The organism is Novosphingobium arvoryzae (assembly GCF_014652615.1).
GTDB classification, from domain to species: Bacteria; Pseudomonadota; Alphaproteobacteria; order Sphingomonadales; family Sphingomonadaceae; genus Novosphingobium; species Novosphingobium arvoryzae.
The window spans coordinates 14,591-36,996 of sequence record NZ_BMZD01000012.1 but is presented as its reverse complement, the minus strand read 5'-3'; the positions used below and the strand labels follow the sequence as shown (position 1 = coordinate 36,996).

26 protein-coding genes, 3 tRNA genes and 1 pseudogene are annotated in these 22,406 nt (G+C 63.2%); 22 read left to right on the top strand and 8 right to left on the bottom strand.

What is annotated here, in order from left to right; all coding sequences use genetic code 11:
- Window positions 1–58 precede the first annotated feature (58 nt).
- Complete coding sequence (locus tag IE113_RS15405; RefSeq protein ID WP_189543075.1) at window positions 59–493, top strand: DUF3429 domain-containing protein; 435 nt, start codon at window positions 59–61, stop codon at window positions 491–493.
- A 37-nt stretch (window positions 494–530) separates the two neighbouring features.
- Here the strand turns inward: IE113_RS15405 and IE113_RS15400 are convergent.
- Window positions 531–607: transfer RNA gene (locus tag IE113_RS15400), tRNA-Pro, on the bottom strand.
- A 111-nt stretch (window positions 608–718) separates the two neighbouring features.
- On the opposite strand from IE113_RS15400, the gene thyA reads away from it, so the two are divergent.
- From thyA to IE113_RS15380, 4 genes and pseudogenes are all read left to right on the top strand, one after another.
- Window positions 719–1,681 (top strand): thymidylate synthase, encoded by a 963-nt coding sequence (thyA, locus tag IE113_RS15395; RefSeq protein WP_189543073.1) that lies wholly within the window; start codon window positions 719–721, stop codon window positions 1,679–1,681.
- A 124-nt stretch (window positions 1,682–1,805) separates the two neighbouring features.
- Window positions 1,806–3,107 carry a 3-methyl-2-oxobutanoate dehydrogenase (2-methylpropanoyl-transferring) subunit alpha gene (locus IE113_RS15390; protein WP_189543071.1) on the top strand — a complete coding sequence of 434 codons (1,302 nt, stop codon included), beginning with the start codon at window positions 1,806–1,808 and terminating at the stop codon, window positions 3,105–3,107.
- Window positions 3,104–4,137: pseudogene (locus IE113_RS15385) on the top strand (alpha-ketoacid dehydrogenase subunit beta). Before IE113_RS15390 ends, IE113_RS15385 begins: the two are co-directional and overlap by 4 nt.
- A 5-nt stretch (window positions 4,138–4,142) precedes the next feature.
- Window positions 4,143–5,432, top strand: coding sequence for a dihydrolipoamide acetyltransferase family protein (locus IE113_RS15380; protein ID WP_189543069.1), 1,290 nt, complete (start codon window positions 4,143–4,145; stop codon window positions 5,430–5,432).
- Between the two features lie 28 nt (window positions 5,433–5,460).
- On the opposite strand, the gene IE113_RS15375 is transcribed toward IE113_RS15380, so the two are convergent.
- Entirely contained in the window at window positions 5,461–5,907 is a 447-nt protein-coding gene (locus IE113_RS15375; protein WP_229822619.1) for a hypothetical protein, read from the bottom strand.
- Window positions 5,908–6,152: 245 nt separating this feature from the next.
- On the opposite strand from IE113_RS15375, the gene IE113_RS15370 reads away from it, so the two are divergent.
- Window positions 6,153–6,229: transfer RNA gene (locus IE113_RS15370), tRNA-Asp, on the top strand.
- Window positions 6,230–6,243: 14 nt separating this feature from the next.
- On the opposite strand, the gene IE113_RS15365 is transcribed toward IE113_RS15370, so the two are convergent.
- The 5 genes from IE113_RS15365 to IE113_RS15345 form a co-directional block, all read right to left on the bottom strand.
- Entirely contained in the window at window positions 6,244–7,320 is a 1,077-nt protein-coding gene (locus IE113_RS15365) for an MBL fold metallo-hydrolase (RefSeq protein ID WP_189543067.1), read from the bottom strand.
- A 49-nt stretch (window positions 7,321–7,369) separates the two neighbouring features.
- The gene (locus IE113_RS15360; protein WP_189543064.1) at window positions 7,370–7,585 is read right to left on the bottom strand and encodes a DUF2842 domain-containing protein; all 216 of its coding nucleotides are present in this window, start codon (window positions 7,583–7,585) and stop codon (window positions 7,370–7,372) included.
- On the bottom strand, window positions 7,585–8,157 hold the full coding sequence (locus IE113_RS15355; protein WP_229822616.1) for a 5-formyltetrahydrofolate cyclo-ligase: 573 nt from the start codon (window positions 8,155–8,157) through the stop codon (window positions 7,585–7,587). Before IE113_RS15355 ends, IE113_RS15360 begins: the two co-directional genes overlap by 1 nt.
- A 258-nt stretch (window positions 8,158–8,415) precedes the next feature.
- Window positions 8,416–8,706, bottom strand: a complete 291-nt coding sequence (locus IE113_RS15350) for a cell division protein ZapA (RefSeq protein WP_189543060.1) — start codon at window positions 8,704–8,706, stop codon at window positions 8,416–8,418.
- The gene (locus IE113_RS15345) at window positions 8,703–8,906 is read right to left on the bottom strand and encodes a hypothetical protein (protein WP_189543058.1); all 204 of its coding nucleotides are present in this window, start codon (window positions 8,904–8,906) and stop codon (window positions 8,703–8,705) included. Before IE113_RS15345 ends, IE113_RS15350 begins: the two co-directional genes overlap by 4 nt.
- 229 nt (window positions 8,907–9,135) lie before the next feature.
- Between IE113_RS15345 and tkt the strand changes: the two genes are divergently transcribed.
- The 5 genes from tkt to thiE all read left to right on the top strand — a co-directional run bounded on the left by tkt (window position 9,136) and on the right by thiE (window position 15,192).
- Window positions 9,136–11,133, top strand: a complete 1,998-nt coding sequence (gene tkt, locus IE113_RS15340; RefSeq protein WP_189543056.1) for a transketolase — start codon at window positions 9,136–9,138, stop codon at window positions 11,131–11,133.
- 19 nt (window positions 11,134–11,152) lie between these two features.
- On the top strand, window positions 11,153–12,160 hold the full coding sequence (gene gap, locus IE113_RS15335) for a type I glyceraldehyde-3-phosphate dehydrogenase (RefSeq protein ID WP_189543054.1): 1,008 nt from the start codon (window positions 11,153–11,155) through the stop codon (window positions 12,158–12,160).
- A gap of 85 nt (window positions 12,161–12,245) precedes the next feature.
- On the top strand, window positions 12,246–13,448 hold the full coding sequence (locus tag IE113_RS15330; RefSeq protein ID WP_189543052.1) for a phosphoglycerate kinase: 1,203 nt from the start codon (window positions 12,246–12,248) through the stop codon (window positions 13,446–13,448).
- Window positions 13,449–13,548: 100 nt separating this feature from the next.
- Entirely contained in the window at window positions 13,549–14,445 is an 897-nt protein-coding gene (locus IE113_RS15325; protein WP_189543050.1) for a fructose bisphosphate aldolase, read from the top strand.
- 108 nt (window positions 14,446–14,553) lie between these two features.
- Window positions 14,554–15,192 carry a thiamine phosphate synthase gene (gene thiE / locus IE113_RS15320; protein ID WP_189543048.1) on the top strand — a complete coding sequence of 213 codons (639 nt, stop codon included), beginning with the start codon at window positions 14,554–14,556 and terminating at the stop codon, window positions 15,190–15,192.
- 6 nt (window positions 15,193–15,198) lie between these two features.
- On the opposite strand, the gene IE113_RS15315 is transcribed toward thiE, so the two are convergent.
- Window positions 15,199–15,573, bottom strand: coding sequence for a hypothetical protein (locus IE113_RS15315; RefSeq protein WP_189543046.1), 375 nt, complete (start codon window positions 15,571–15,573; stop codon window positions 15,199–15,201).
- 137 nt (window positions 15,574–15,710) lie between these two features.
- Here IE113_RS15315 and efp point away from each other — a divergent pair, with 137 nt between their 5' ends.
- From efp to IE113_RS15260, 11 genes are all read left to right on the top strand, one after another.
- Window positions 15,711–16,277, top strand: coding sequence for an elongation factor P (efp, locus tag IE113_RS15310; protein WP_189543044.1), 567 nt, complete (start codon window positions 15,711–15,713; stop codon window positions 16,275–16,277).
- 7 nt (window positions 16,278–16,284) lie between these two features.
- The gene (locus IE113_RS15305) at window positions 16,285–17,103 is read left to right on the top strand and encodes an inositol monophosphatase family protein (RefSeq protein WP_189543043.1); all 819 of its coding nucleotides are present in this window, start codon (window positions 16,285–16,287) and stop codon (window positions 17,101–17,103) included.
- 73 nt (window positions 17,104–17,176) lie between these two features.
- Entirely contained in the window at window positions 17,177–17,524 is a 348-nt protein-coding gene (locus IE113_RS15300) for a hypothetical protein (protein ID WP_189543041.1), read from the top strand.
- A 203-nt stretch (window positions 17,525–17,727) separates the two neighbouring features.
- Window positions 17,728–18,969, top strand: a complete 1,242-nt coding sequence (locus tag IE113_RS15295) for a site-specific integrase (protein WP_189543039.1) — start codon at window positions 17,728–17,730, stop codon at window positions 18,967–18,969.
- Between the two features lie 115 nt (window positions 18,970–19,084).
- A tRNA-Leu gene (locus IE113_RS15290) sits at window positions 19,085–19,168 on the top strand.
- 335 nt (window positions 19,169–19,503) lie between these two features.
- On the top strand, window positions 19,504–20,247 hold the full coding sequence (locus IE113_RS15285) for a helix-turn-helix domain-containing protein (RefSeq protein WP_189543037.1): 744 nt from the start codon (window positions 19,504–19,506) through the stop codon (window positions 20,245–20,247).
- A complete protein-coding gene (locus IE113_RS15280) occupies window positions 20,240–20,545 on the top strand; it encodes a hypothetical protein (protein WP_189543035.1) in 306 nt (101 codons plus the stop codon). Before IE113_RS15285 ends, IE113_RS15280 begins: the two co-directional genes overlap by 8 nt.
- A gap of 34 nt (window positions 20,546–20,579) precedes the next feature.
- Window positions 20,580–20,780, top strand: a complete 201-nt coding sequence (locus tag IE113_RS15275; RefSeq protein WP_189543033.1) for a hypothetical protein — start codon at window positions 20,580–20,582, stop codon at window positions 20,778–20,780.
- Window positions 20,781–20,965: 185 nt separating this feature from the next.
- Window positions 20,966–21,553, top strand: coding sequence for a tetratricopeptide repeat protein (locus IE113_RS15270; RefSeq protein WP_189543031.1), 588 nt, complete (start codon window positions 20,966–20,968; stop codon window positions 21,551–21,553).
- Between the two features lie 8 nt (window positions 21,554–21,561).
- Window positions 21,562–21,747 carry a hypothetical protein gene (locus IE113_RS15265; protein WP_189543029.1) on the top strand — a complete coding sequence of 62 codons (186 nt, stop codon included), beginning with the start codon at window positions 21,562–21,564 and terminating at the stop codon, window positions 21,745–21,747.
- Window positions 21,748–21,961: 214 nt separating this feature from the next.
- Window positions 21,962–22,369 carry a hypothetical protein gene (locus tag IE113_RS15260; RefSeq protein WP_229822613.1) on the top strand — a complete coding sequence of 136 codons (408 nt, stop codon included), beginning with the start codon at window positions 21,962–21,964 and terminating at the stop codon, window positions 22,367–22,369.
- The last annotated feature ends 37 nt before the right edge of the window (window positions 22,370–22,406 follow it).

The following is a 22,406-nucleotide window of genomic DNA, read 5'->3' as shown; positions in this document are numbered from 1 at the left end:
ATTGTGACGCCGCACGCGCCGCGCCAATTTCGGGGCTTACCAACCCGGAGCGCGCATCATGGCCTTGCCCAAATCCCTTCGCCAGCTTGGCTATGCCGGACTGCTGCCCCAGGCCGCCGCGCTGCTGGTCGCGCTCGATGGCCGGGACTGGCGCTGGACGGCGCTGGCCGTGGGCTTCGGTTATGCCGCGCTGATCTTCAGCTTTCTGGGCGGGGTGTGGTGGGGCATCGGCGTGGCGCGCGATGATGCGCCGGGCTGGATCTTTGCCGTGGCCGTCGCGCCCAGCCTGATCGCGCTGGCAGCCTATCTGCCGTGGATCGGCGGCTATGCTTGGCCGGGGCCGTCGCTGCTGGTCATCGGTGCGTGCCTGCTGCTGACGCCGCTGGTGGACCGCGCCATCGGCTTTTTGCCCGCAGGCTGGCTGGAACTGCGGCTGCAATTATCGCTGGGACTGGGCGCCATGACGCTGGCGCTGGGCGTGCAGGCTCTGTAAGATTGCCGGTCTGGTAATCCGGCTCAACAGAGCGATTTGGTCGGGGAAAGAGGATTCGAACCTCCGGCCCCTGCCTCCCGAAGACAGTGCTCTACCAGGCTGAGCTATTCCCCGACCGATCGCGGGATCCCGAAGGAACCCAAGGCAGGAGCGGGCCTATAGAGAGCGATTCCGGCAGTGGCAAGCGGGCTTTCGGAATTTTTGCAGGTTGGCTATCAGGCAGCCATGCAGACTGCCGATAATTCCTCGCTTTCCGGCCCCTCCGATCACTGGGAATGGCAGTATCTCAGCCTGATGCGCCGCATCTGGGAGCAGGGGGATGAGCGGATCGACCGGACGGGAATCGGCACGCGCTCCATCTTTGGCGCGCAGCTCAGGTTCGATCTGGCCGGCGGGGCGATGCCGCTGCTCTCGACCAAGCGGGTCTACTGGAAAACCGCGACGCGCGAATTCCTGTGGTTCCTGACCGGCGATACCAACATCCGCAAGCTCTGCGCGCAGGGCGTAGAAATCTGGACCGACTGGCCGCTGGATCGCTATCGCAAGGAAACCGGCGATGAGATTTCGCGCGCCGATTTTTCGCGCCGGATCGTGGACGACGCCGATTTCGCCGCGCGCTGGGGCGATCTGGGGCCGGTCTATGGCAAGCAATGGGTCGACTGGCCGGTCTACGAACCGGCGGGCGAGGGCTTGTTCCGCCAGCGCGCGGCGGGCGTGAATCAGGTGGCCGACCTCGTCACCAGCCTGCGCACCAACCCCGGCAGCCGCCGCCATATCGTCGAAGGCTGGAACGTGGCGGAGCTGGACCGGATGGCACTGCCGCCTTGCCACAAGACCTATCAGTTCCACGTCAGCGCCGGGAACCGGCTGAGCTGCGTGATGTATCAGCGCAGCTGCGATGTGGCGCTGGGGCTGCCGTTCAACTTGTGGGGCGCGGCGCTGTTCACCCGGATGCTGGCGCAGCAGTGCGACATGGAGCCGGGCGAACTGGTCTGGATGGGCGGGGACACGCACCTTTACCTCAACCATGCCGAGCTGGTGGAAGCGCAGCTGGCGCGCGCGCCATCGGGCAATCCGGTGCTGGCGATTCGTCGCCGGCCGGATTCGATCTTCGATTACGGACTCGAGGATTTCGAAGTGACCGGCTATGCCCCGCAAGCCCACATTTCCGCGCCTGTGGCGGTGTGAACCCGGTAATTTCACGGGGTGTCAGAATAGTTGACGCTGAAACCAGTTTGAAATAAAATAACGCGCATCTAAAATATGCTTACCCGGCGCATGGGGCGTGTGGGTCAGCGGGAGAGCGCGAACGATGGCCGACCGGCCCGCCAGTGAAACCCCTATCGGCAGCAACCTGCCGCCGCTGTCGCTGCACGTGCCGGAGCCGCGCTTCCGCCCCGGCGATCCGGTGGATTACTCGCACTTGCCGATCCCGCCCGCCGGTGCGCAGCCGCGCCCGGACGAGGGCTGCCCGGCCAGCGACACCGCGCCGCTCTGCACCGATCTGATTCGGGTGCTCGATGAAAACCATCGGGCGGTCGGTCCGTGGGATCCCCGGCTCGACGCCGAAACGCTGCGGCGGATGCTGCGCGTGATGGCGCTGACCCGCGCGTTCGATGACCGGATGTATCGCGGCCAGCGCCAGGGCAAGACCAGCTTCTACATGAAGTGCACGGGTGAGGAGGCGACCTCGGTCGCGTCCGCCTTTGCCCTGGCGGACGATGACATGGTGTTCCCCAGCTATCGCCAGCAGGGCATCCTGATCGCACGCGGCTATCCGATCGTGGACATGATCAACCAGATCTATTCCAACCGCGCGGACAAGCTGAAGGGGCGGCAGCTGCCGATCATGTATTCCAGCCGGGAACACAACTTCTTCACGATCAGCGGCAACCTGGCGACGCAGTATCCGCAGGCGGCGGGCTGGGCGATGGCCAGCGCGATCAAGGGCGACAGCCGGATTGCCAGCGCGTGGGTGGGCGAAGGCTCCAGCGCGGAAGGGGATTTCCACGCCGCGATGACCTTCGCCACGGTCTACAACGCGCCGGTGGTGTTCAACGTGGTCAACAACCAGTGGGCGATCTCCAGCTTTTCCGGGTTCGCCGGGGCCGAGCGGGCGACTTTTGCCAGCCGCGCGGTTGGCTATGGCATGGCCGGGCTGCGGGTGGACGGGAACGATCCGCTGGCGGTCTATGCCGCCGCGCGCTGGGCGGCGAACCGCGCGCGCGCCAACATGGGGCCGACCCTGATCGAGCATTTCACCTATCGTGCCGAGGGGCATTCGACTTCTGACGATCCGGGTCAGTACCGCAGCGCGCAGGAACGCGAGGAATGGCCGCTGGGCGATCCGATCATGCGGCTGAAGCGCCACCTGATCGCGCGCGGCGAATGGTCGGTCGAACAGCATACGGCGATGGATACCGAACTGGTCGAGCACGTGAAGGCCGCGACCAAGGAAGCGGAGAAGAACGGCGTGCTGGGGCATGGGCTGCACCACCCGTTCCGGACCATGTTCGAGGACGTGTTCGAGGAACTGCCCTGGCACCTGCAGGAACAGAGCGAGCAGGCAATGCGCGAACGCCGGATCAAGTGGCCGGAGTGGAAGGAATCATGAGCGAAACGATCGCACCTGTCCGCCGCCTCAACATGATCGAGGCGATCAACGACGCGCTCGACGTGATGATGGCGCGCGATCCCGATGTCGTCGTGTTCGGCGAGGACGTCGGCTTTTTCGGCGGGGTGTTCCGCGCCACGGCGGGCCTGCAGAAGAAATATGGTAAGACCCGCGTGTTCGACACGCCGATCAACGAATGCGGGATCATCGGCGCGGCCGTGGGGATGGGGGCCTATGGCCTGCGTCCGGTGCCGGAAACCAGTTTGCCGATTACATCTATCCGGGGCTGGACCAGCTGATTTCCGAAGCGGCGCGGCTGCGTTATCGCTCAGCCGGGGAATTCGTCGCGCCGATCACGGTGCGCTCTCCGTTCGGCGGCGGGATCTTTGGCGGCCAGACCCACAGCCAGAGCCCGGAGGCGCTGTTCACCCACGTTGCCGGGCTGAAAACGGTGATTCCCTGCACGCCGCACGATGCCAAGGGGCTGCTGATTTCGGCCATCGAAGACAACGATCCGGTGATCTTCTTCGAGCCCAAGCGGATCTACAACGGCCCGTTCAACGGCTATTACGACAAGCCGGTGGAACCCTGGGCGCGCCACGACGGCAGCGAAGTGCCGGAGGGGTATTATTCGATTCCCTTGGGCAAGGCCCGCATCGCGCGTGAGGGCGAGGCGCTGACCGTGCTGGCCTATGGCACGATGATCCACGTCGCCACGGCCGTCTGCGCGGAAAAGGGGATCGATGCCGAGATCATCGACTTGCGCACGCTGGTGCCGCTGGACATCGAGACTGTGCAAAAGTCGGTGGAGAAAACCGGCAAATGCCTGATCATCCACGAAGCGACCCGCACTTGCGGGTTCGGCGCGGAGCTTTCCGCGCTGGTGCAGGAACGCTGTTTCTATCACCTCGAAGCGCCGATCGAGCGTGTGACCGGCTTTGACACGCCGTATCCCCACAGCCTGGAATGGGCATATTTCCCCGGTCCCGTCCGCATTGGCGAGGCGCTGGACCGCTTGCTGAAAGCTTGAGAACGATGGGCAAGTTCACTTTCAACCTCCCCGACATCGGCGAAGGCATTGCCGAGGCCGAAATCGTCGCCTGGCACGTCAAGGTCGGCGACCGGGTGCAGGAGGACGACAAGATCGCCGACGTCATGACCGACAAGGCGACTGTCGAGATGGAAAGCCCGGTATCGGGCGTGGTCGTGTCGATTGCCGGGGCCGAGGGCGACATGCTGGCCATCGGCGCGCCGTTGGTGGTGATCGAGACGGACGGTGCGGACGAGGTGGAGGTTGCGGCTGCGCCTGAACCTGCGGCCGAACCGGCGCAAACTGCTCCTGCCCCCGAACCCGCCCGTGCTGAGCGTGTCGAAGCACCGTCCTTGCCTGCGGTTGCAGTGCAATCCGCAGAAGAAAAGAGCAGTCCTTCGACAAGCTCGGGACGAGCGGTTGCCGTGGCCAAGGTGCTGGCTTCGCCGGCGGTCCGCGCGCGCGCTGCGGAACTCGGCATCGATCTGGCGCAGGTCAAGCCGGCCGAGGACGGCCGCGTGCGGCATGCCGATCTCGACGCGTTCCTGTCCTACAACGGCGCCTACCGCGCCGGGGGCAAGCCGCGCGGTGACGAAGCGGTCAAGGTCATCGGCCTGCGCCGCCGCATTGCCGAGAACATGGCCGCGTCGAAGCGCAACATTCCGCATTTCTCCTATGTCGAGGAATGCGATGTGACCGCGCTGGAGGCGATGCGCGCGCAACTGAACGCGATGCCGGGCGACCGGCCGCGCCTGACGATGCTGCCGCTGCTGATCGCGGCGATCTGCCGGACGCTGCCGGATTATCCGATGCTCAACGCGCGCTACGATGACGATGCCAATGTCGTCACCCGCCATGGCGCGGTCCACATGGGCATGGCGACCCAGACCGATGGCGGGCTGATGGTGCCGGTGATCCGCGACGCGCAGGACAAGAACCTGTGGCAACTGGCGCGGGAAATCACCCGGCTGGCCGAAGCGGCCCGAAATGGCACCGCAACCAGCGCGGAACTGAGCGGATCGACCCTGACGGTAACGTCACTGGGGCCGCTGGGGGGCGTGGCGACGACGCCGGTGATCAATCGCCCCGAAGTGGCGATCATCGGCCCGAACCGGATTGTCGAGCGTCCGATGTTCGTGCCCGATGGCATGGGCGGCGAACGCATCGAGAAGCGCAAGCTGATGAACATCTCGATCAGCTGCGACCACCGCGTGGTCGATGGCTGGGATGCGGCCAGCTTTGTTCAGGCGCTCAAGCGGCTGATCGAAACGCCGGTGGCGCTGCTGGCGGACTGAAGGCGGGCGGGGGCACGTCCCCCGCCGCTCAGCGCACGATGGCGCTATAGGCGATCCGGCCAGAGCCGAGCGCGGCGCGGCGATGATCGACTTGCCAGCGCACGTGGGTCACGTCCTCGGGCGTGGCGGCACGGTTGCCGATGCGCAGCGTGGCGAGCTTGCCCCATGTGCGGCCGCCATCGACCGAGACCTGTTCTTCGCCATTGGCGCTGCCCTGGTACGCCACCGTGCGGGGCAGGGGGTTGGTCACGGTGAAGCTGCCTGCGCCGCTCATCCGGTACCAGTTCACGATATAGACCACGCGGTCGCCGCGGGTGAGCCGGCTGGCCGGTTCGAGCAGCTTGCCCGAGGTGGGAGAACCGCGCTCCACAAAGACCGCGCTGTCCAGCGCGACGCTGGGGTTGGCGGCTGCCGGCAGCGCCATGGTCAATGGTGCGGCGATGGCCAGAATCGCAAGGGCGCGGCGGATGGTCATATGCGGTCAGTCCCCGTCTGAAATCCGCCGGGGCGGACAACGAATGACCCGCATGTCGCAGAATCAGGCAAAGAAATGGTTAATTCCAGCTTGCGCCGAATGCTTGCCAAATCCCTGCGGCGGCACCCGAAGTCCCGCAAAATGGGGCGAATATCGCCTGTGGAAAAATTGCCGCAATTTGTTGGCGCGAAGGCTGTTGACAGGAATCGGAGGCTGGCCTAGAGGCGGCGCTCCCCAAGGGGCGAGCGGGTGTAGCTCAGTTGGTTAGAGTGCCGGCCTGTCACGCCGGAGGTCGCGGGTTCGAGCCCCGTCACTCGCGCCACTTGGGGGGTTTTCCTAAAAAACGTTGGTATAGTCGATCGACTTTTTCCCTGCGGGGAGAGAGACCATCATGCCATCGTGCGCCAGCCGCAGATCGCCGTCGAACGCATCCGGCGCATCGCCCAGGAACTTGCGCTCGATCAGGCGTACCGGCACCGGCGGAACCAGATGATACAGCACCAGCGATTTCGCCCCGGCCGCTTGCGCCGCGCGGGCGGCGTCGGCCGGGCTGGCATGGTAATCGGGAATGTCGGCCATGATCTTTGCCGCGTCCTTGCGCCCGCGCTCAGCCAGCTTGGCGCCCAGCGCGGCAACCATGTCCTTGTTCAGCGCTTCGTGGAACATCACATCGACCCCCTTGGACGCCGTGTTGAACGTAGGTGAGAACACCGTGTCGCCGCTGATCGCCAACGACCGCCCCTTGTAGTCGATGCGATAGGCAAAGGCGGGGGCGACCGGCTTGTGATCCACCCGGATGACAGTGATCCTGACCCCGCCCCGATCGTATGCCGTCATGCTGTCGGTGCCATCGGGCAGGGCCAGCACTTGGGCCGATCCGCCAAAACCGGACGGGCGCGCGGTGGCCGGGCCGTGGTGCGCCACGCGGTAACCCTTGTCGATTTCATAGGCGCGCATCAGCCCGTCCAGCACCTGCGCCGTCCCGGCCGGACCAAAAACCGGCAGCGGCGCGCCGCGCGATCCGCCCACCCAGGCCTGCAACAGCAATTCGCCCAGGCCATCGATGTGATCGGAGTGCAGGTGGGTCAGGAAACCCGCCTGCAACTTGTCGATGGGAAAGCCCATGCGCAGCAGCTTGCGGATCGCTCCCGATCCGGCGTCGAACACGAAAGCCTGATTGCCGGCCAGCACCGCGATGCACGGTCCGGCGCGGTCCGCATCGGGCATGGGGGAGCCACTGCCGCAGACATAGGCATGCAAGCCATCGGGCAGGGCGGCAGACTGGTCGATCCCCACATTGGCATCCAGCGCGCGCTGAGACGCCCGCTCGGCCAGCCAGTCGCGCCCGAACAGCACCAGCACGCCAATGATGACAACCACGGTCGCGAACAGGCGGCCCAGTTTGCCCAGCATTGCATTCTCCCCTTGTCTTGTTGGGGAGGAAGCTACGCTGGCAGTGCGGCTAACGCCAGCGGCCAGTTTCCATCCACAGCACGAATCCGCGCAGCGGCAGCAACCAGATCACGCCCAGCACGATATAGACCGGGGTCTGCGCCAGCGCCGGCCAGTCCTGGATCAGCGGGGCCAGGTAACGCGCGATGAGGCCGCCATAGACCATCAGGGCGGCCAGCAGGCCCAGAATCCCCAGCGGGATTCGCAGTGTCGGTTCCTTGCGCATCAGAACGGTCCGTAAAAGCGGGTGGGGGTGACGACGCCTTTCAGCGCGATGTCGTGCGGCTCCAGTGGCAAGTCATCGACCAGCTGGCAATCCCATGCAAGGCCGATCGGCAGGACGTGCGGGTGCTCCGCCAGATAGCGGTCGTAATGCCCGCCGCCCTGGCCCAGCCGCTGGCCCTGCGCGGTAAAGCCCAGCAGCGGCACGATCAGCACGTCCGGCACCAGTTCTGCCGCATCGCCGCGCGGCTGCACACTGCCCCACGGGGCGGCTTCCAGCAGATCGTCGACGTGGGGGTTGTCCCACTGCCGGAACCGCATGGGCGCTGCGCGGTCCGCGAACCACGGCAGGGCGATGGTGTGCCCGGCCTCGAACAGCCAGCGGGCATAGCCGCCGGTCGGTGCCTCCCCGCCGATCGCGTGATAAAGCCCGACGCTGGCGCCAGCGGGGATCAGGTCCACCACCGGGCGCGGCGGCCGCATCAGCACCAGCGCGCGGACATGGACGGGCAAGTTATCGGCGTGTTCGCGGCGGCGGGCGCGCAATTCGGTCCGCAAGGCCTGCTTGTCTGTCACGGAAGCCTGATTCCTTGCCAAAAGAGGGGCCAAAATAGGGGCCGAAGGGGGGAAGGTGGGTGACGGGACCACCATGGGCCGTTGCCGGGAAATCCTCTGACGCGTTCACGTCAGGTGGGGACCATGTGTGCCGGACCAGGGTCCGGCCAGGGACAGCCCCCAATGGATTTGCTTATAGCCTCAGGGATTTTCGAAGGCTCGCACCGGGCAGTACCCGTCGCCCCCTATCTAGGCGCGCGCATGCCAAGCCTCAAGGGCTTAACGCTCCAGGTGGGTGGCGATATTTTCCAGCCGGGCCGCCAGCGCCTCCAGTGCCGGAGCGTGCCGGTCGGGTGCGGCGGCAGCCAGCGCCGCGCGCGCCTCGTGCAGCTCGTCCGCCAGCAGCAGTGCGGCAAACAGCAGCTGGCGCGGTTCGCTCTGCGCGGCGGCACCCATGGTGCGGACCTTGTCGGCAATCATGCCGCCCAGCGCCTGGATGTGGGCTTCCTCGCCCTCGGCGCAGGCAACGGTATAGGCGCGGCCGCCAATCTGGAGCGTGACGTTGCTCACCCTTGCGCTCCCTCGATCAGCAGGTCGAGCTGTTGCAGGCCGTCGGAGACGGCGGCGCGCAGCTTGCCGTGGCGGGCGCGCAGGCGTTCCAGTTCGGCTCCGGCGGCTTTCACGTCGCGCACGTGGGCTGCGGCAGCTTCGATCCGTGCCAGCGCGGCATCGATCCGGGCAAGAGCGGTGGTGGTACGGTCGGCGTCCATGAAACGGACGGCTAGCGCAATTTGCCCAACCGGCAAAGCCTGCGCCCCCGATTTCCCACTGCTATGGCGCGGTCATGTCCGATGTATGAGCGTTGCACAGCTATTCATGGGCGCTACGGCGGCGGGGGCGCTTGACGGGGGGCAGTCCAGCCGCAAAGGGAGGGCGCGACCGAATCGCTGCTGCAACGCAGCACTTGTCTTATGCCCGCATTTCCGGGAGTACATACCTATGCAGACCGATCCGTCCCGCCTTGCGCCCATGGCCAACGCCATTCGCGCGCTTTCGATGGACGCGGTCCAGCAGGCCAACAGCGGGCATCCCGGCATGCCGATGGGCATGGCCGATGTGGCGACGGTGCTCTATTCGCAGTTCCTGAAGTTCGATCCCGCCGCGCCGAAGTGGGCTGACCGCGACCGGTTCGTGCTCTCGGCCGGCCACGGCTCGATGCTGATCTATTCGCTGCTGCACCTGACCGGCTATGCCGCGCCGACGATGGCGGACATCCGCAATTTCCGCCAACTGCACTCGGTCTGCGCCGGGCACCCCGAAAATGCCGAGCTGCCGGGCGTGGAATGCACCACTGGCCCGCTGGGCCAGGGGCTGGCGATGGCGGTCGGCATGGCGATGGCCGAACGCCACCTCAACGCCGTGTTCGGGGACGACCTGGTCGATCACAAGACCTGGGTGATCGCGGGCGACGGCTGCCTGATGGAAGGCATCAACCACGAGGCCATCGGCCTGGCCGGCGTCAACAAGCTCGGCCGCCTGAACGTGCTGTGGGATGACAACAACATCACCATCGATGGCGATACCTCGCTGTCGACCTGCGAGGACATCCTCGCCCGCTTTGCCGCCACCGGCTGGCATACCGTGCGCTGCGACGGGCATGACTTTGCCGACATCGCCCGCGCGCTGGCCGAGGCCGAGGCCGATCCGCGCCCGTCGCTGGTTGCGTGCAAGACCGTGATCGGCAAGGGCGCGCCCAACAAGCAGGGCGGCCACAGCGTCCACGGCGCGCCGCTGGGTGCCGACGAAATCGCGGCGGCGCGCGAATACCTCGGCTGGACCGCCGCGCCGTTCGAAGTCCCGGCGGACATTCTGGCCGATTGGCGCGCCCTGGGTGCCAAGGGCGCCGCCGCCCGCGCCGAGTGGGAAGCCCGCCTCGCCGCATCGCCCGCGCGCGGGGAGTTCGAAGGCCGCATGGCTGGCACTGCCGCGCTCGCATCACCCGCGCTGGAAAGCTACATCGCCGGGCTGGTCGCCGCGCCGCAGAAGGTCGCGACCCGCAAGGCGTCCGAAATGGCGCTGGGTCCGCTGACCGAGCAGCTGCCGCACCTGCTGGGCGGCAGCGCCGACCTGACCGGTTCCAACCTCACCAAGACCAAGTTCACCGTGCCCTTCGGCGCGGACAACTATGCCGGCCGCCACGTATATTACGGCATCCGCGAATTCGGCATGGCCGCCGCGATGAACGGCATGGCGCTGCACGGCGGCGTGGTGCCCTATGGCGGCACGTTCCTGGTGTTCTCCGACTATTGCCGCAACGCGATCCGCATGTCGGCGTTGCAGCATGCGCAGGTCGTCTATGTCCTGACCCACGATTCGATCGGGCTGGGCGAGGACGGGCCGACCCACCAGCCGGTTGAGCACGTCATGTCGATGCGCATGATCCCGAACCTCAACGTCTATCGCCCCGCCGACGTGATCGAAACGGCGGAATGCTGGGCGCTGGCGCTGGAAACCACCGGCACGCCCTCGGTCCTCGCGCTGTCGCGTCAGAACCTGCCGCAGCTGCGCGGCGCGGGCGATGAAGGCTGGACCGGCGCGGCGAACCGCTCGGCCAAGGGCGCTTATCGCCTCAAGGCGGCGGATGCCCCGCGTGCAGTGGTGCTGGTCGCCACCGGCAGCGAAGTGGAAATCGCGCTGGCCACCGCCGCCGCGCTGGAAGCGGACGGGATCGGCGCGGACGTCGTCTCGATGCCGTGCGCCGAGCTGTTTGTCGCCCAGGACGCTGCTTACCGCGCCGACGTGCTGCCTGCCGATGTGCTGAAGGTCTCGATCGAGGCCGGCGTCACGATGGGCTGGGAACGCTTCACCGGGCTGGACGGGCTCAACATCGGGATCGACAGCTTCGGTGCGTCGGCCCCGGCCGACCAACTCTATTCGCATTTCGGCATCAGTGCAGATGCCATCGTCCCCCAAATCAAGGCCAAGCTGGGCCGCTAACAGAGCAGGAGATACGCACATGGCGATCAAGGTTGCGATCAACGGTTTCGGACGTATCGGGCGCAACGTCGCCCGTGCGATTCTGGAGCGCAACGACCACGATCTCGAACTCGTTTCGATCAACGATCTGGCTTCGGCCCAGGCCAACGCGATGCTGTTCCAGCGTGACAGCGTGCATGGGGCCTTCACGGGCACGGTCGAAGTCGATGGCAACGACCTGATCATCAACGGCAAGCGCATCAAGGTGACCGCCGAGCGTGATCCCGCGAACCTGCCGCACGCCGCCAACGGCGTCGACATCGCGCTGGAATGCACCGGCTTCTTCACCGACCGCGCGTCGTGCGAAAAGCACCTCGCCGCTGGCGCCAAGCGCGTGCTGATCTCAGCCCCCGGCAAGAACGTAGACCTGACGGTCGTGTTCGGCGTCAACCACGACAAGCTGACCGCCGAACACGTGGTCGTTTCGAACGCCTCGTGCACCACCAACTGCCTGGCGCCGTTCGCCAAGGTGCTGAACGATGCCATCGGCATCGAGCGCGGCCTGATGACCACGGTCCACGCCTATACCAACGACCAGAAGATCCTTGACCAGATCCACGAAGATCCGCGCCGCGCCCGCGCTGCCGCGATGTCGATGATCCCGACCACCACCGGCGCCGCCCGCGCCGTGGGTGAAGTGCTGCCGGAACTGAAGGGCAAGCTAGACGGCTCGGCCATCCGCGTGCCGACCCCGAACGTGTCGGTCGTCGACCTGACCTTCCAGCCCAAGCGCGACACCACCAAGGAAGAAGTCAACGCGCTGCTCAAGGCTGCCGCGGAAGGTCCGCTCAAGGGCGTGCTGGGCTTCTCGGACGAGCCGCTGGTCTCGATCGACTACAACCACTGCCCGAACAGCAGCACCATCGACAGCCTGGAAACGGCCGTGATCGATGGCAAGCTGGTGCGCGTGCTCAGCTGGTACGACAACGAATGGGGCTTCTCCAACCGCATGGTCGACACGGCCGGCGCGATGGGCAAGCTGCTGTAAGCGTTGAATGCAATGATCCGCCGCCCTGAAATGGTTCAGGGCGGCGGCTTTACAATTGAATTCCGCCAACCGGATTGAGGCCTCGATGACAAAGTTCCGCACGCTCGATGATCTTGGCGATGTGACCGGAAAGGTCGCATTGGTGCGCGTTGACCTGAACCTGCCGATGCAGGACGGGGCCGTGACCGACGATACCCGCGTGCGCGCAGCGGCGCCGACGATCCTCGAACTCGCGGAAAAGGGCGCGAAAGTGCTGCTGCTGGCGCACTTTGGCCGTCCCAAGGGGGAACGCGTTTCCACCCAGTCGCTGTCGATGGTGATCGACGCGGTGCAGGACGTGCTGGGCAAGGAAGTAATGTTCGTTCCCGAAATCGCCGGTCCCGTGGTCGAACAGACCATCGGCATCCTGCGCGCGGGCGACATCGCGATCCTCGAGAACACCCGGTTCTGGAAGGGCGAGGAAAAGAACGACCCGGAGCTGGCAAAGGCCATTGCCGCCAACGCCGATATCTACGTCAACGACGCGTTCTCGGCCGCGCACCGCGCCCATGCCACGACCGAGGGTCTGGCCCACGTGCTGCCCGCCTATGCCGGCCGTTCGATGGAAGCCGAACTCAAGGCGCTGGAAAAGGCACTGGGCCAGCCGGACCGTCCGGTAGCGGCTGTCGTTGGTGGGGCCAAGGTGTCGTCGAAGCTTGATGTGCTGACCCACCTGGTAACGCAGGTCGATCACCTGATCATCGGCGGTGGGATGGCCAATACGTTCCTGGCCGCGCGCGGCGTGAACGTCGGAAAATCGCTGTGCGAGCATGACTTGGCCGCCACTGCCGAGAAAATCCTTGAAGCGGCGGACCAGTCCGGCTGCACCGTCCACTTGCCCTATGACGTGGTGGTGGCCAAGGAGTTCGCTGCCAACCCGGCGTCCTTGCGCACCTGCAACGTCCACGAAGTGGCGGCGGATGAAATGATCCTCGACGTCGGGCCGCAAGCGGTCGAAGCGCTGGCCGACGTGCTCAAGACCTGCCGCACGCTGGTGTGGAACGGGCCGCTCGGCGCGTTCGAAACCCAGCCGTTCGATGCCGCCACCGTCGCCCTGGCGCGCAGTGCCGCCGCGCTCAGCAAGGAAGGCGCGCTGGTGTCCGTGGCGGGCGGGGGCGATACCGTCGCCGCGCTCAACCACGCGGGCGTCGCGGACGATTTCACTTATATTTCAACCGCTGGCGGCGCTTTCCTCGAATGGATGGAAGGCAAGGAACTGCCCGGCGTGAAAGCCCTCGAACAAGCCTGATACAGCGGTATCCAGCGCGGTTGCGAATTCGCGCCGCGCTGTTTATCGGCCCAACCTACATACGTATGCAACCCACGCTCAAACACAGGGATCCGAACTGATGAACACTGCCGACATGACTGCCAAGCTGGCCGAAGGTAATGGCTTTATCGCTGCGCTCGACCAGTCGGGCGGTTCCACTCCCAAGGCCCTGGCGGGTTATGGCGTGACTGAGGATGCCTGGTCGACCGAAGAGGAAATGTTCGGCCTGATCCACGCGATGCGCGAACGCATCATCACCTCGCCGGTCTTCACCGGCGAAAAGGTGATCGGCGCGATCCTGTTCGAACGCACCATGGATGGCACGGCGGGCGGCGTGTCGGTGCCGCAGGCGCTGATCGCCAAGGGCATCGTGCCCTTCATCAAGATCGACAAGGGCCTGGAAGACGAAGTGAACGGCGTGCAGCTGATGAAGCCGATGCCGGAACTGGACGCGCTGCTGACCAAGGCGAAGGCGCTGGGCGTCTATGGCACCAAGGAACGCTCGGTGATCAATTCGGCCAACCGCGAAGGCATTGCCGCCGTGGTCAAGCAGCAGTTCGAAGTCGGCAACCAGGTCCTGGCCCATGGCATGATGCCGATGATCGAGCCGGAAGTGAACATCAAGAGCGCAACCCGCGCCGAATGCGACGCGATCCTGCTCGAAGAAATCCTGAAGAACCTCGCCGCGCTGCCCGAAGGCGTGCAGGTCATGCTCAAGCTGTCGCTGCCGGTGGTGCCAGGCACGTTCGACCCGCTGGTCGAACACCCCAAGGTGCTGCGCGTGGTCGCGCTGTCGGGCGGCTACAAGCGGCCCGAAGCCTGCGTCGAACTGGCCAAGAACAAGGGCATCATCGCCAGCTTCAGCCGCGCACTGCTGGAAGACCTGCGCTTCCAGATGAGCGACGCCGAATTCGACGCCGCGCTGGGCGAAGCGATTGACGCGATCCACAAGGGCTCGACGGTCAAGACCGCCTGAACGCACTGACTACCGGTTGGAGAGGACGGCGCCGGTCACTGGCAAGTGGCCGGCGTCAGTCTCTTCTGGCCCCTTGGCTTGGCGCGGCGGCAGCGGTAGAGCGCGCGCATGACCGACGAAGCACCCGCCGCCACCCAGCTCTACCTGATCTCGCCGCTCGACGTCGGCGGGGCATTCCCGGACCGGCTGGCCCGCGCGCTCGATGCCGCGCCGGTCGCGGCGTTCCAGTTCCGGGTGAAGGGGCTGGACGAGCATCAGGCCGCGCGGCTGGCGGAGCCGCTGCAGGCGATCTGCGCGGCGCGCGACGTGGCCTTCATCGTCAACGATTCGATCAGCCTGGCCAAGCGCCTCGGCGCGGACGGGGTGCACCTGGGCCAGTCGGACGGCGAAGTGGCCGAAGCCCGGCAGCGGCTGGGACGCGATGCCCAGATTGGCGTCACCTGTCACAACAGCCGCCACCTGGCGATGGAAGCGGGCGAGGCGGGGGCGGACTATGTCGCGTTCGGCGCATTCTTCCCCAGTGGCACCAAGCAGACCGAGCACCGGGCCGAGCCGGACCTGCTCAGCTGGTGGCAGGGACTGATGGAAATCCCCTGCGTCGCGATCGGTGGCATCACGCCCGAAAACTGCGCCCCGCTGGTGGCGGCGGGGGCGGATTTCCTGGCGGTGTCCGGCGCGGTCTGGAACGGGGACGAGGCGGCCGCGGTGCAGGCCTTCCACCGCGCGATCGCGGCGGCGGAAGCCTGATATTCCTTAGCGGTTGTTTTCCACCTGCCGGACGCAGCGCAGCGCGCTGTCGGTCCCGTCGGCGTTCATCCGGCGCAGGAAATTGCCCGACAGGCGGTGATAGCGCTCCCCCTTGCGCGGGCCGCTGCTCAGTGTCACCAGGTCGCCCGTCAGCAGATAGGTCCCGCGCCCTTGCGGCGTACGATAGCTGGACGCGTTGATCACGGTGAAGCCTTCGCCCTCCTGCCGGATCCCGGCCGCGCCAGTGGCATCTCCGGGCAGTTCGCAGACATAGGCGCCATGCGGCAGGGTGCCGATATCGCCGCCCGGCGTGGCATGCGCGGCGGGATTGAGCGCAGCGGCGGCGGCGAGCAGGGCGAGGGGAGCGACAAGCTTGATCATCGCCGCCTTCCTATACTGCCGCCCGATGAGCCGCAACTGAACGCGGTGCCCGCTCAGCGCACCTTGCCCCGCAGCCCCGCACGCGCTAAGGGCGCGCCTTTCCGGTAATCGGCTCTTTCTCAAGCTTGAGGCTCCCTATGGCGAAGATCAGCGGCGTGGACATTCGTCCCGGCAACATTCTCGAATACGAAAAAGGCATCTGGAAGGTCGCCAAGACCCAGCACACCCAGCCGGGCAAGGGCGGGGCTTTCATGCAGGTCGAGATGAAGAACCTGATCGACGGCCGCAAGACCAACGTCCGCTTCCGCAGCGCCGACACGGTCGAGCGCGTGCGTCTCGACACCAAAGACTTCCAGTACCTCTACGCCGAGGGCGACGACCTGGTGTTCATGGACGTCGAAACCTACGACCAGATCAACCTGCCGGCCGACCTGCTGGGCGATGCCGCCGCGTTCCTGCAGGATGGCATGACCGTGCTGCTCGAAATGTATGACGAGCGCCCGATCTCGGTCCAGCTGCCCGAACAGGTCGAAGCGACGATCGTCGAAGCCGACGCCGTGGTGAAGGGGCAGACCGCCTCGTCCAGCTACAAGCCGGCGATCCTCGACAACGGCGTGCGCGTGATGGTTCCGCCGCACATTGAAAGCGGCACCCGCATCGTGGTGAACGTCTACGACCGCGAATACGTCGGCAAGGCGGGCTGAACGCATCATGGCAGCGATTTCCGGCATGATCCGCGTGATGGAAAAGGCGGCCCGCAAGGCGGGTGGCCGGCTCCGTCGTGACTTCGGCGAAGTTGAGCATCTCCAGGTCAGCCGCAAGGGGCCGGCCGACTTCGTGTCGAAGGCGGATCAGGCCGCCGAACGCACCATCTGGGACGAGTTGCGCACCGCGCGGCCGGACTGGGGCTTCGTGCTGGAAGAAGGCGGCGTGATCGAAGGCGATCCGACCAAGCCGCGCTGGATTGTCGATCCGCTCGACGGGACCAGCAACTTCCTGCACGGCATCCCGCACTTCGCGATCTCGATCGCGGTGCAGGAGCCCAAGCTGGACGGCAGCGGCTGGGGCGATGTGATTGCCGGCCTGGTCTACCAGCCGATCACGGACGAGAGCTTCTGGGCCGAAAAGGCCCGCGGCGCGTGGTTGCAGGACCGCCGTCTGCGCGTGTCGGCCCGCCGCCATCTCGATGAAAGCCTGATCGCCACCGGCATCCCGTTCTCGGGGCGTGGCGACAGTGTCGAATGGTCCAAGATCTATGCCGCGATCGGTCCGCAAGTGGCGGGCATCCGCCGCTTTGGCGCGGCCTCGCTCGATCTCGCGTGGGTCGCTGCCGGCCGCTATGACGGGTTCTGGGAAAGCGGTCTGGCCCCGTGGGACACCGCTGCCGGGTGCCTGCTGGTGCGCGAGGCGGGCGGCTTCGTCACCGACTGGCGGGGCATTTCCCAGCCGATCTGCGATGCGCAGGTGCTGGCCGGGAACGATGCGCTCCATTCCAAGCTGCACAAGCTGGTGGCGGGCGCGCTGCGCTGAGCGCGCGCGTTAGCCCAATCTTAGGCATAACCGGCGATACTCTCCCGTGACCAGATGGTCGCGGGAGTGTGCTGTGGCGCTTGGAACGATAACGGCTGGACTGGCTTTTGCCCTGCTGGCGCTGAATACGCCGGTCCCCGCGACTGTCGTGCCGCCCGATCTGGTGCCCGCGCCGCTGGCCGATCACCAGTTCGATCTGGCGGACGTGCCGGGCGCCGCCGCCGCGCTGCCCAATCCGCGCAGCCATCGCTTTGGCCAGCCGCCCATCGATCCGGCACAGCTGCAAGGAACCCGCTGGACGCCGCCCGCGAAATCGTGGGGCAGCGCGGGGGCGGGGCCGGTGCTGGAAATCGGCGCGCTGGGATCAAGGCGCAGGCGCGGGCCGGACCTGGCGCACATCTCGCTCGACTGGGATTTCTGAGCGCAGGACGCTTGCCCCGCGCGGCCTGCGCGGCTAAGCGGCGCTCTCACGGCAGTGCCCCTGTGGTGGAATGGTAGACGCGACCGACTCAAAATGCCGTTATATTGACATCTATGACATTGAAATAATTCATAAAATAGGCCTTGGTTGACACTACACACTAGGCCTTTTAAACTACACACAGATTGCAGTGTGTAGGAAAAATGTCGCGCAAGCTAAGCAAAGACGCCCCTGACAGCTCCCCGAACAAGATCGCAGTTCTGGACGGGAAGCTGCACATCTACAAGCGTGAGCGAAGCCCATATTGGCAATGTGGGTTTCATCACAAAGGTGTCTACATTCGGTTCAATACGAAACTCAGGGAGCTTGATGAGGCGACGGAGGCTGCCAAGGCTTGGTACTATGGCAAACAGACCGAGATCAAACACGGCATTCCCGTAGCCCCTAAAAAGGACCGGTTTGAGCACTACGCAAAACAGGCCATCGCTGACTATGAGGCTATGGCCCAATCTGGTCGCGCAAGCCCCAGCTATGCCAAGGCAATCAAGACGGTCATCGACAAGACCTTGATCCCATACTTCGGCAACTACCCACTCTCGTCAGTCAATCAGAAGCTGTGGAACCAGTTTGTCCGGGACAAGCTGTCGGATCGGAATTTGGCCCCCTCGACCATCAAGCAGTTCCTGAATGGAGTGCGTGTCGTATTCCGCAGGGCGAAGCTTCGCGGTGAGATCGACGAAGCCCCAAAGTTTATCACCGAGCGCAAGACCGCCAATGATGCCACGCCTCGAACGTGGTTCACTGATCGAGAATACGTCAAACTTTTGCGGAGGTTGAACGAGCGAATCGATGAGTTGGCGGGTACCCGTTGGCATAACGATGCCAAGGAGCTGTTGGACTACGTGCAGTTCATCGCCAATTCCGGGCTGCGGGTAGGGGAGGCAAAGAAGCTGCGCTTCTGCGATGTCGAGGTCAAATTCGACAAGTATGTGTTAGACCTTGATGGCAAGCCCAGCGCCTATCTTGAGATCAGCAACATTCAGGGCAAGCGCGGCACGGGTGTCTGCAAAACCCATTTCGGTGCTGCGCCTGCCTTTCTGGACATCGTTGTTCGCAGGAGCGTCGGGCCGAACTGGCGGGACAGCAAGGAACACGTTTTCATTCATCATCACCGGGACATGTTCAACAAAGTGCTGGTGGATTGCGGGCTCAAGTTCACCAACCATACTCCGCCGTTGCGGCGAGACCTCATGAGCCTGCGCAACACCTACATTTGCAGGCGCTTGATTGACCGGGCACCCATCTACGACATCGCCGCAAACTGCCGTACCAGCGTGGCAATGATACAGGATCATTACGCCCGCTGGCTCAGCCCATTCCTGTCAAACATCAATTATCCGACGCCGCAGGCTGCGGACGAAGATGACGAGCAGCCCACTGAGTAGCGAAAAATGCTGCGGAACATCTTGAGAATCCCAAGTTCATGAACTAGGGAGAGGGAACTCAGTGATGAGAGGCTTTTGCCGTGTGCGCTCTAGCGTCATGGCGATCTAAGTCGTGGCCCCTGTGGTGGAATGGTAGACGCGACCGACTCAAAATCGGTTGGAGAGATCCGTGCCAGTTCGAGTCTGGCCAGGGGCACCAACGACTTACAAGACGTTTCGGCCAAATGAAAAGACATGTGTGTAGTGCAGAGCTGGCACTGCGTGGCAGTTTGAGCTTCTCAAGATGGCGTCAAATCTGCGTTTTGCGGGCTCTGTAGACGTCCAGCGCAGCTTTGGCAGCCTTGGGTAGCGGCCCGCTTTTGAAATGCTGCTTTTTGACACCGTGAGGAGTTCCCGCGGCACCAGGCCGCCTGACTAGGTTTGGGGCAAAGCCGATCCGAACTCAAATTCGCACGCCGTCATAATTCGAAATCAAACACCTTGATCCCCCAAATGCGCCGAATCCGCATAACGGATGACAGCTTCATGCGATTTATGAAGATCGAGATTGAATTTGACTTGTCAGGACTGCGTCGAATCGGTATAGGTGCGGCATCGAGCGTGCGAATTGCGAATTCGGAGTTTATAAAAATGGGTGATTTCGAAAGACTTTTTGAAAACCATGCGAGCCTCGCAGGTCTATCTCAGTTTGCGAGCTTTCTTGACGAAGAGCTGGATGCGGCTGCGGTGCTGAGATATCTCCAAGACGAGAATTCTGGCTTTTCCGGGCGCAAAGAGTTTTGCGAGATCCTTGGCATTGGGGAGTCCACCCTCTCTGGTTGGCTTAAAGGCGACCGAATTCCCAAGATGGCTAAACTAGTTATTGGCCTCTTGAAGGCTCGGGATCTGGACCGGGGGGAGCTGGAGCAGCAAGAAAAGCGTGTCGAAGAGCTAAAAATTCGAGATCGCGTCGTTAAGGACGGCGATCGCTACATGATCGTAGAGTTCGCCTCCGCTAACGGCATCGGCCATGTCATTGCGAGAGACATTCCAGACGAAATATCGGCTAGAAAACTCAATTCGCGCTACCAGTACATAGACCTCCTGCATGAGGTTCGCGCCCTATCGCCACTCTTTGTCGCCGAGGATGACGAGTACACGGAAGCCTTGCTTGATCAGATCGAGGAAGCTCTAGTGTCTGCGGGAATCAAGTTGAAGCCACTAAATTCAAACGAGAAATTTAGCGTCGAAGCAGATGCAAGTGCGGCAGAGAGCGAGGGAGCTAATGCAGATGCGTAATCATCGCGACCATAATGCCCAGCGGTTGTCTGCGGACATTCCCTCCAACATGACAGCCCATGCTTTGCGGCGTAGCCATGAAAGAGTTATTCCGCAGCTGATCATCGATGCATTGCAGGACTATGGCGACACTCGCCCTGCAGGCAAAGGCAGCGAGGAGTTCTACTTCACCCGTAAGAGTTGGAAACGCTTTGCATCCTATGTCGGACCGCAAGCTGCCAAGCTCGAAAAGTACCGAAACACTTTCGCCATCGTTGCGGCAGATGGTGTCGTTGTGACCGTTGCGTGGCGCCATTGAGCAGCACTTCAAGAGAAGCGAGCGAGTCTATAATATGAAAAAGCTATTTATGATCCGAGAACGGAAAAAAGGGCCTATCGTTCGTGCGCAAGATGGCGACATCATCTATTTTGATAACAAAATGGAAGCCAAGCTGTTCCGTGACCGCCTTGGCAATCCTGCTGTCGTCTCCTTCGCCCCTGATCATAAACTCTATGAGACAGAGTCTAGAGGGCAACGGTATAAACCAGAATGACACGCGAACGTGATCGGCTATGCCCATGCCCTAATTGCGGTAAATTCTATGCGTTTAGCGAATCGATCTCGGTCAATTTTAGTGGCTGGCGACAATGGTCGGATGGCTGGGGTTGTGGTCGCTTATATTCGCGTTTTACCCAGCTGCTAGGCTGCAACTGCGGGACATTGTTTTGGCCTAGCGGCATGGCTTTCAAAGTCCGAAATCACAACCTTTCGGATATAATCGAGATCGATATGGAGCGATTAGAAGAGAAAACTCCTGCGCCCCGATCATGGTGGGGCAGCCTCTTTGATAGCTTAGCGGGTTCATGCATAGGCAGCTCCAAGCTCGATTTCTTGGTGCATAAGAGACGTGAATATCCATTAATTTTTCCCGCGAAAATCTCAAAGCTCTATGACGTCCTTTTCTATTCCAAGCCCAATTTGGATCACAAAACAGAACTCGAAATTCGTCAATGGCTATGGTGGGTATGGAACCACAGAAATCGTGACCTAATCGTCAAGCCTTCTGACATCGGGCCAGATGTTCCAGATTCTGAAAAGGAGGCCAATCTTCACCGACTGGCTGCACTCCTCGAAACGGCAGATCAGCCCTGCTGGATGATGATCGGTGATGCATATCGGCAGCTTGGTGAATTCAACAGCGCAATTGATGCCTACGTGCGTGCGAATGAGACTGGTACGAAAGAGTATCTGATTGGTTTAGCTAAGCGTCAGTGCAGAGAATGTGTTGAGTTCAACCCAACATTTAAAGAGAATGGCACGGCATAAATAGCTGTATGCGCTTCTACGAATTCGCCACGATCAAAACCACCAAGCCTATGAACCCGGCACAGGCCCGGATCGCTGCGCTCAAGCGGAACGTCGAAAATGGTCGAGCCGCTTTGAAACGAGAGAAGGATATGCAACGCATGGCTAGGGAACGTGAGGCTCAGCGCAAAGCCCAGCAACGCCGCACGGGCTAACCATTGCAGCTATGCCTCTCTCGCCAAGCGGAAGGCTCTGGCTGATCCCCATGTTTTGGCTGTGAAAACCAGCAGTTTTCTACCGATCCTGCATCCCATTGGCGGGCCAATTCATCTTGGGACACTCAAGAAAATGGCCATGAAAGGCCTGATTTTCAGCCATTTTCGGTAGGAAGGCCAATCCAGCCGAAGTTACTTTGCCTTCATCAACACGATGAAAGGCATTGATATGTCCTCGCTTTCCAAGTTCACATTCAAGACGTTGGCCAAAGCGCCCGCAGTCGATCCCATTCAACGACGCCGCGACAAGATCATTGCTGCCATTGAACAGCAGAAGTTGGTTCTGGCAGCTGCATTGAAGGGCGAAATCTTCACCATTCCAGCCAAGGTCGAAGGCAAGGCCGCCAAGGCCATTCGTCCGTGGTGGGTTGCCCAAGACAACGGCTTCTATGTGCAGTGCCGGTATGGCGCGAGAGCACTAATCTTGAACGCCACCAACAACGCCGTGTTCGTCAACAAGCTCGACGAAGTTGCCGCAGTGCTCGCGGCCTTCGACGCTGCCGCCAAGGCCGGTGAGTTGGACAAGGCTATGGCCGCCGTTGCCGAACGCAAGAAGGGGTAACGGTCATGGATCAATACCGAGCATGGGTCCGAGTGCA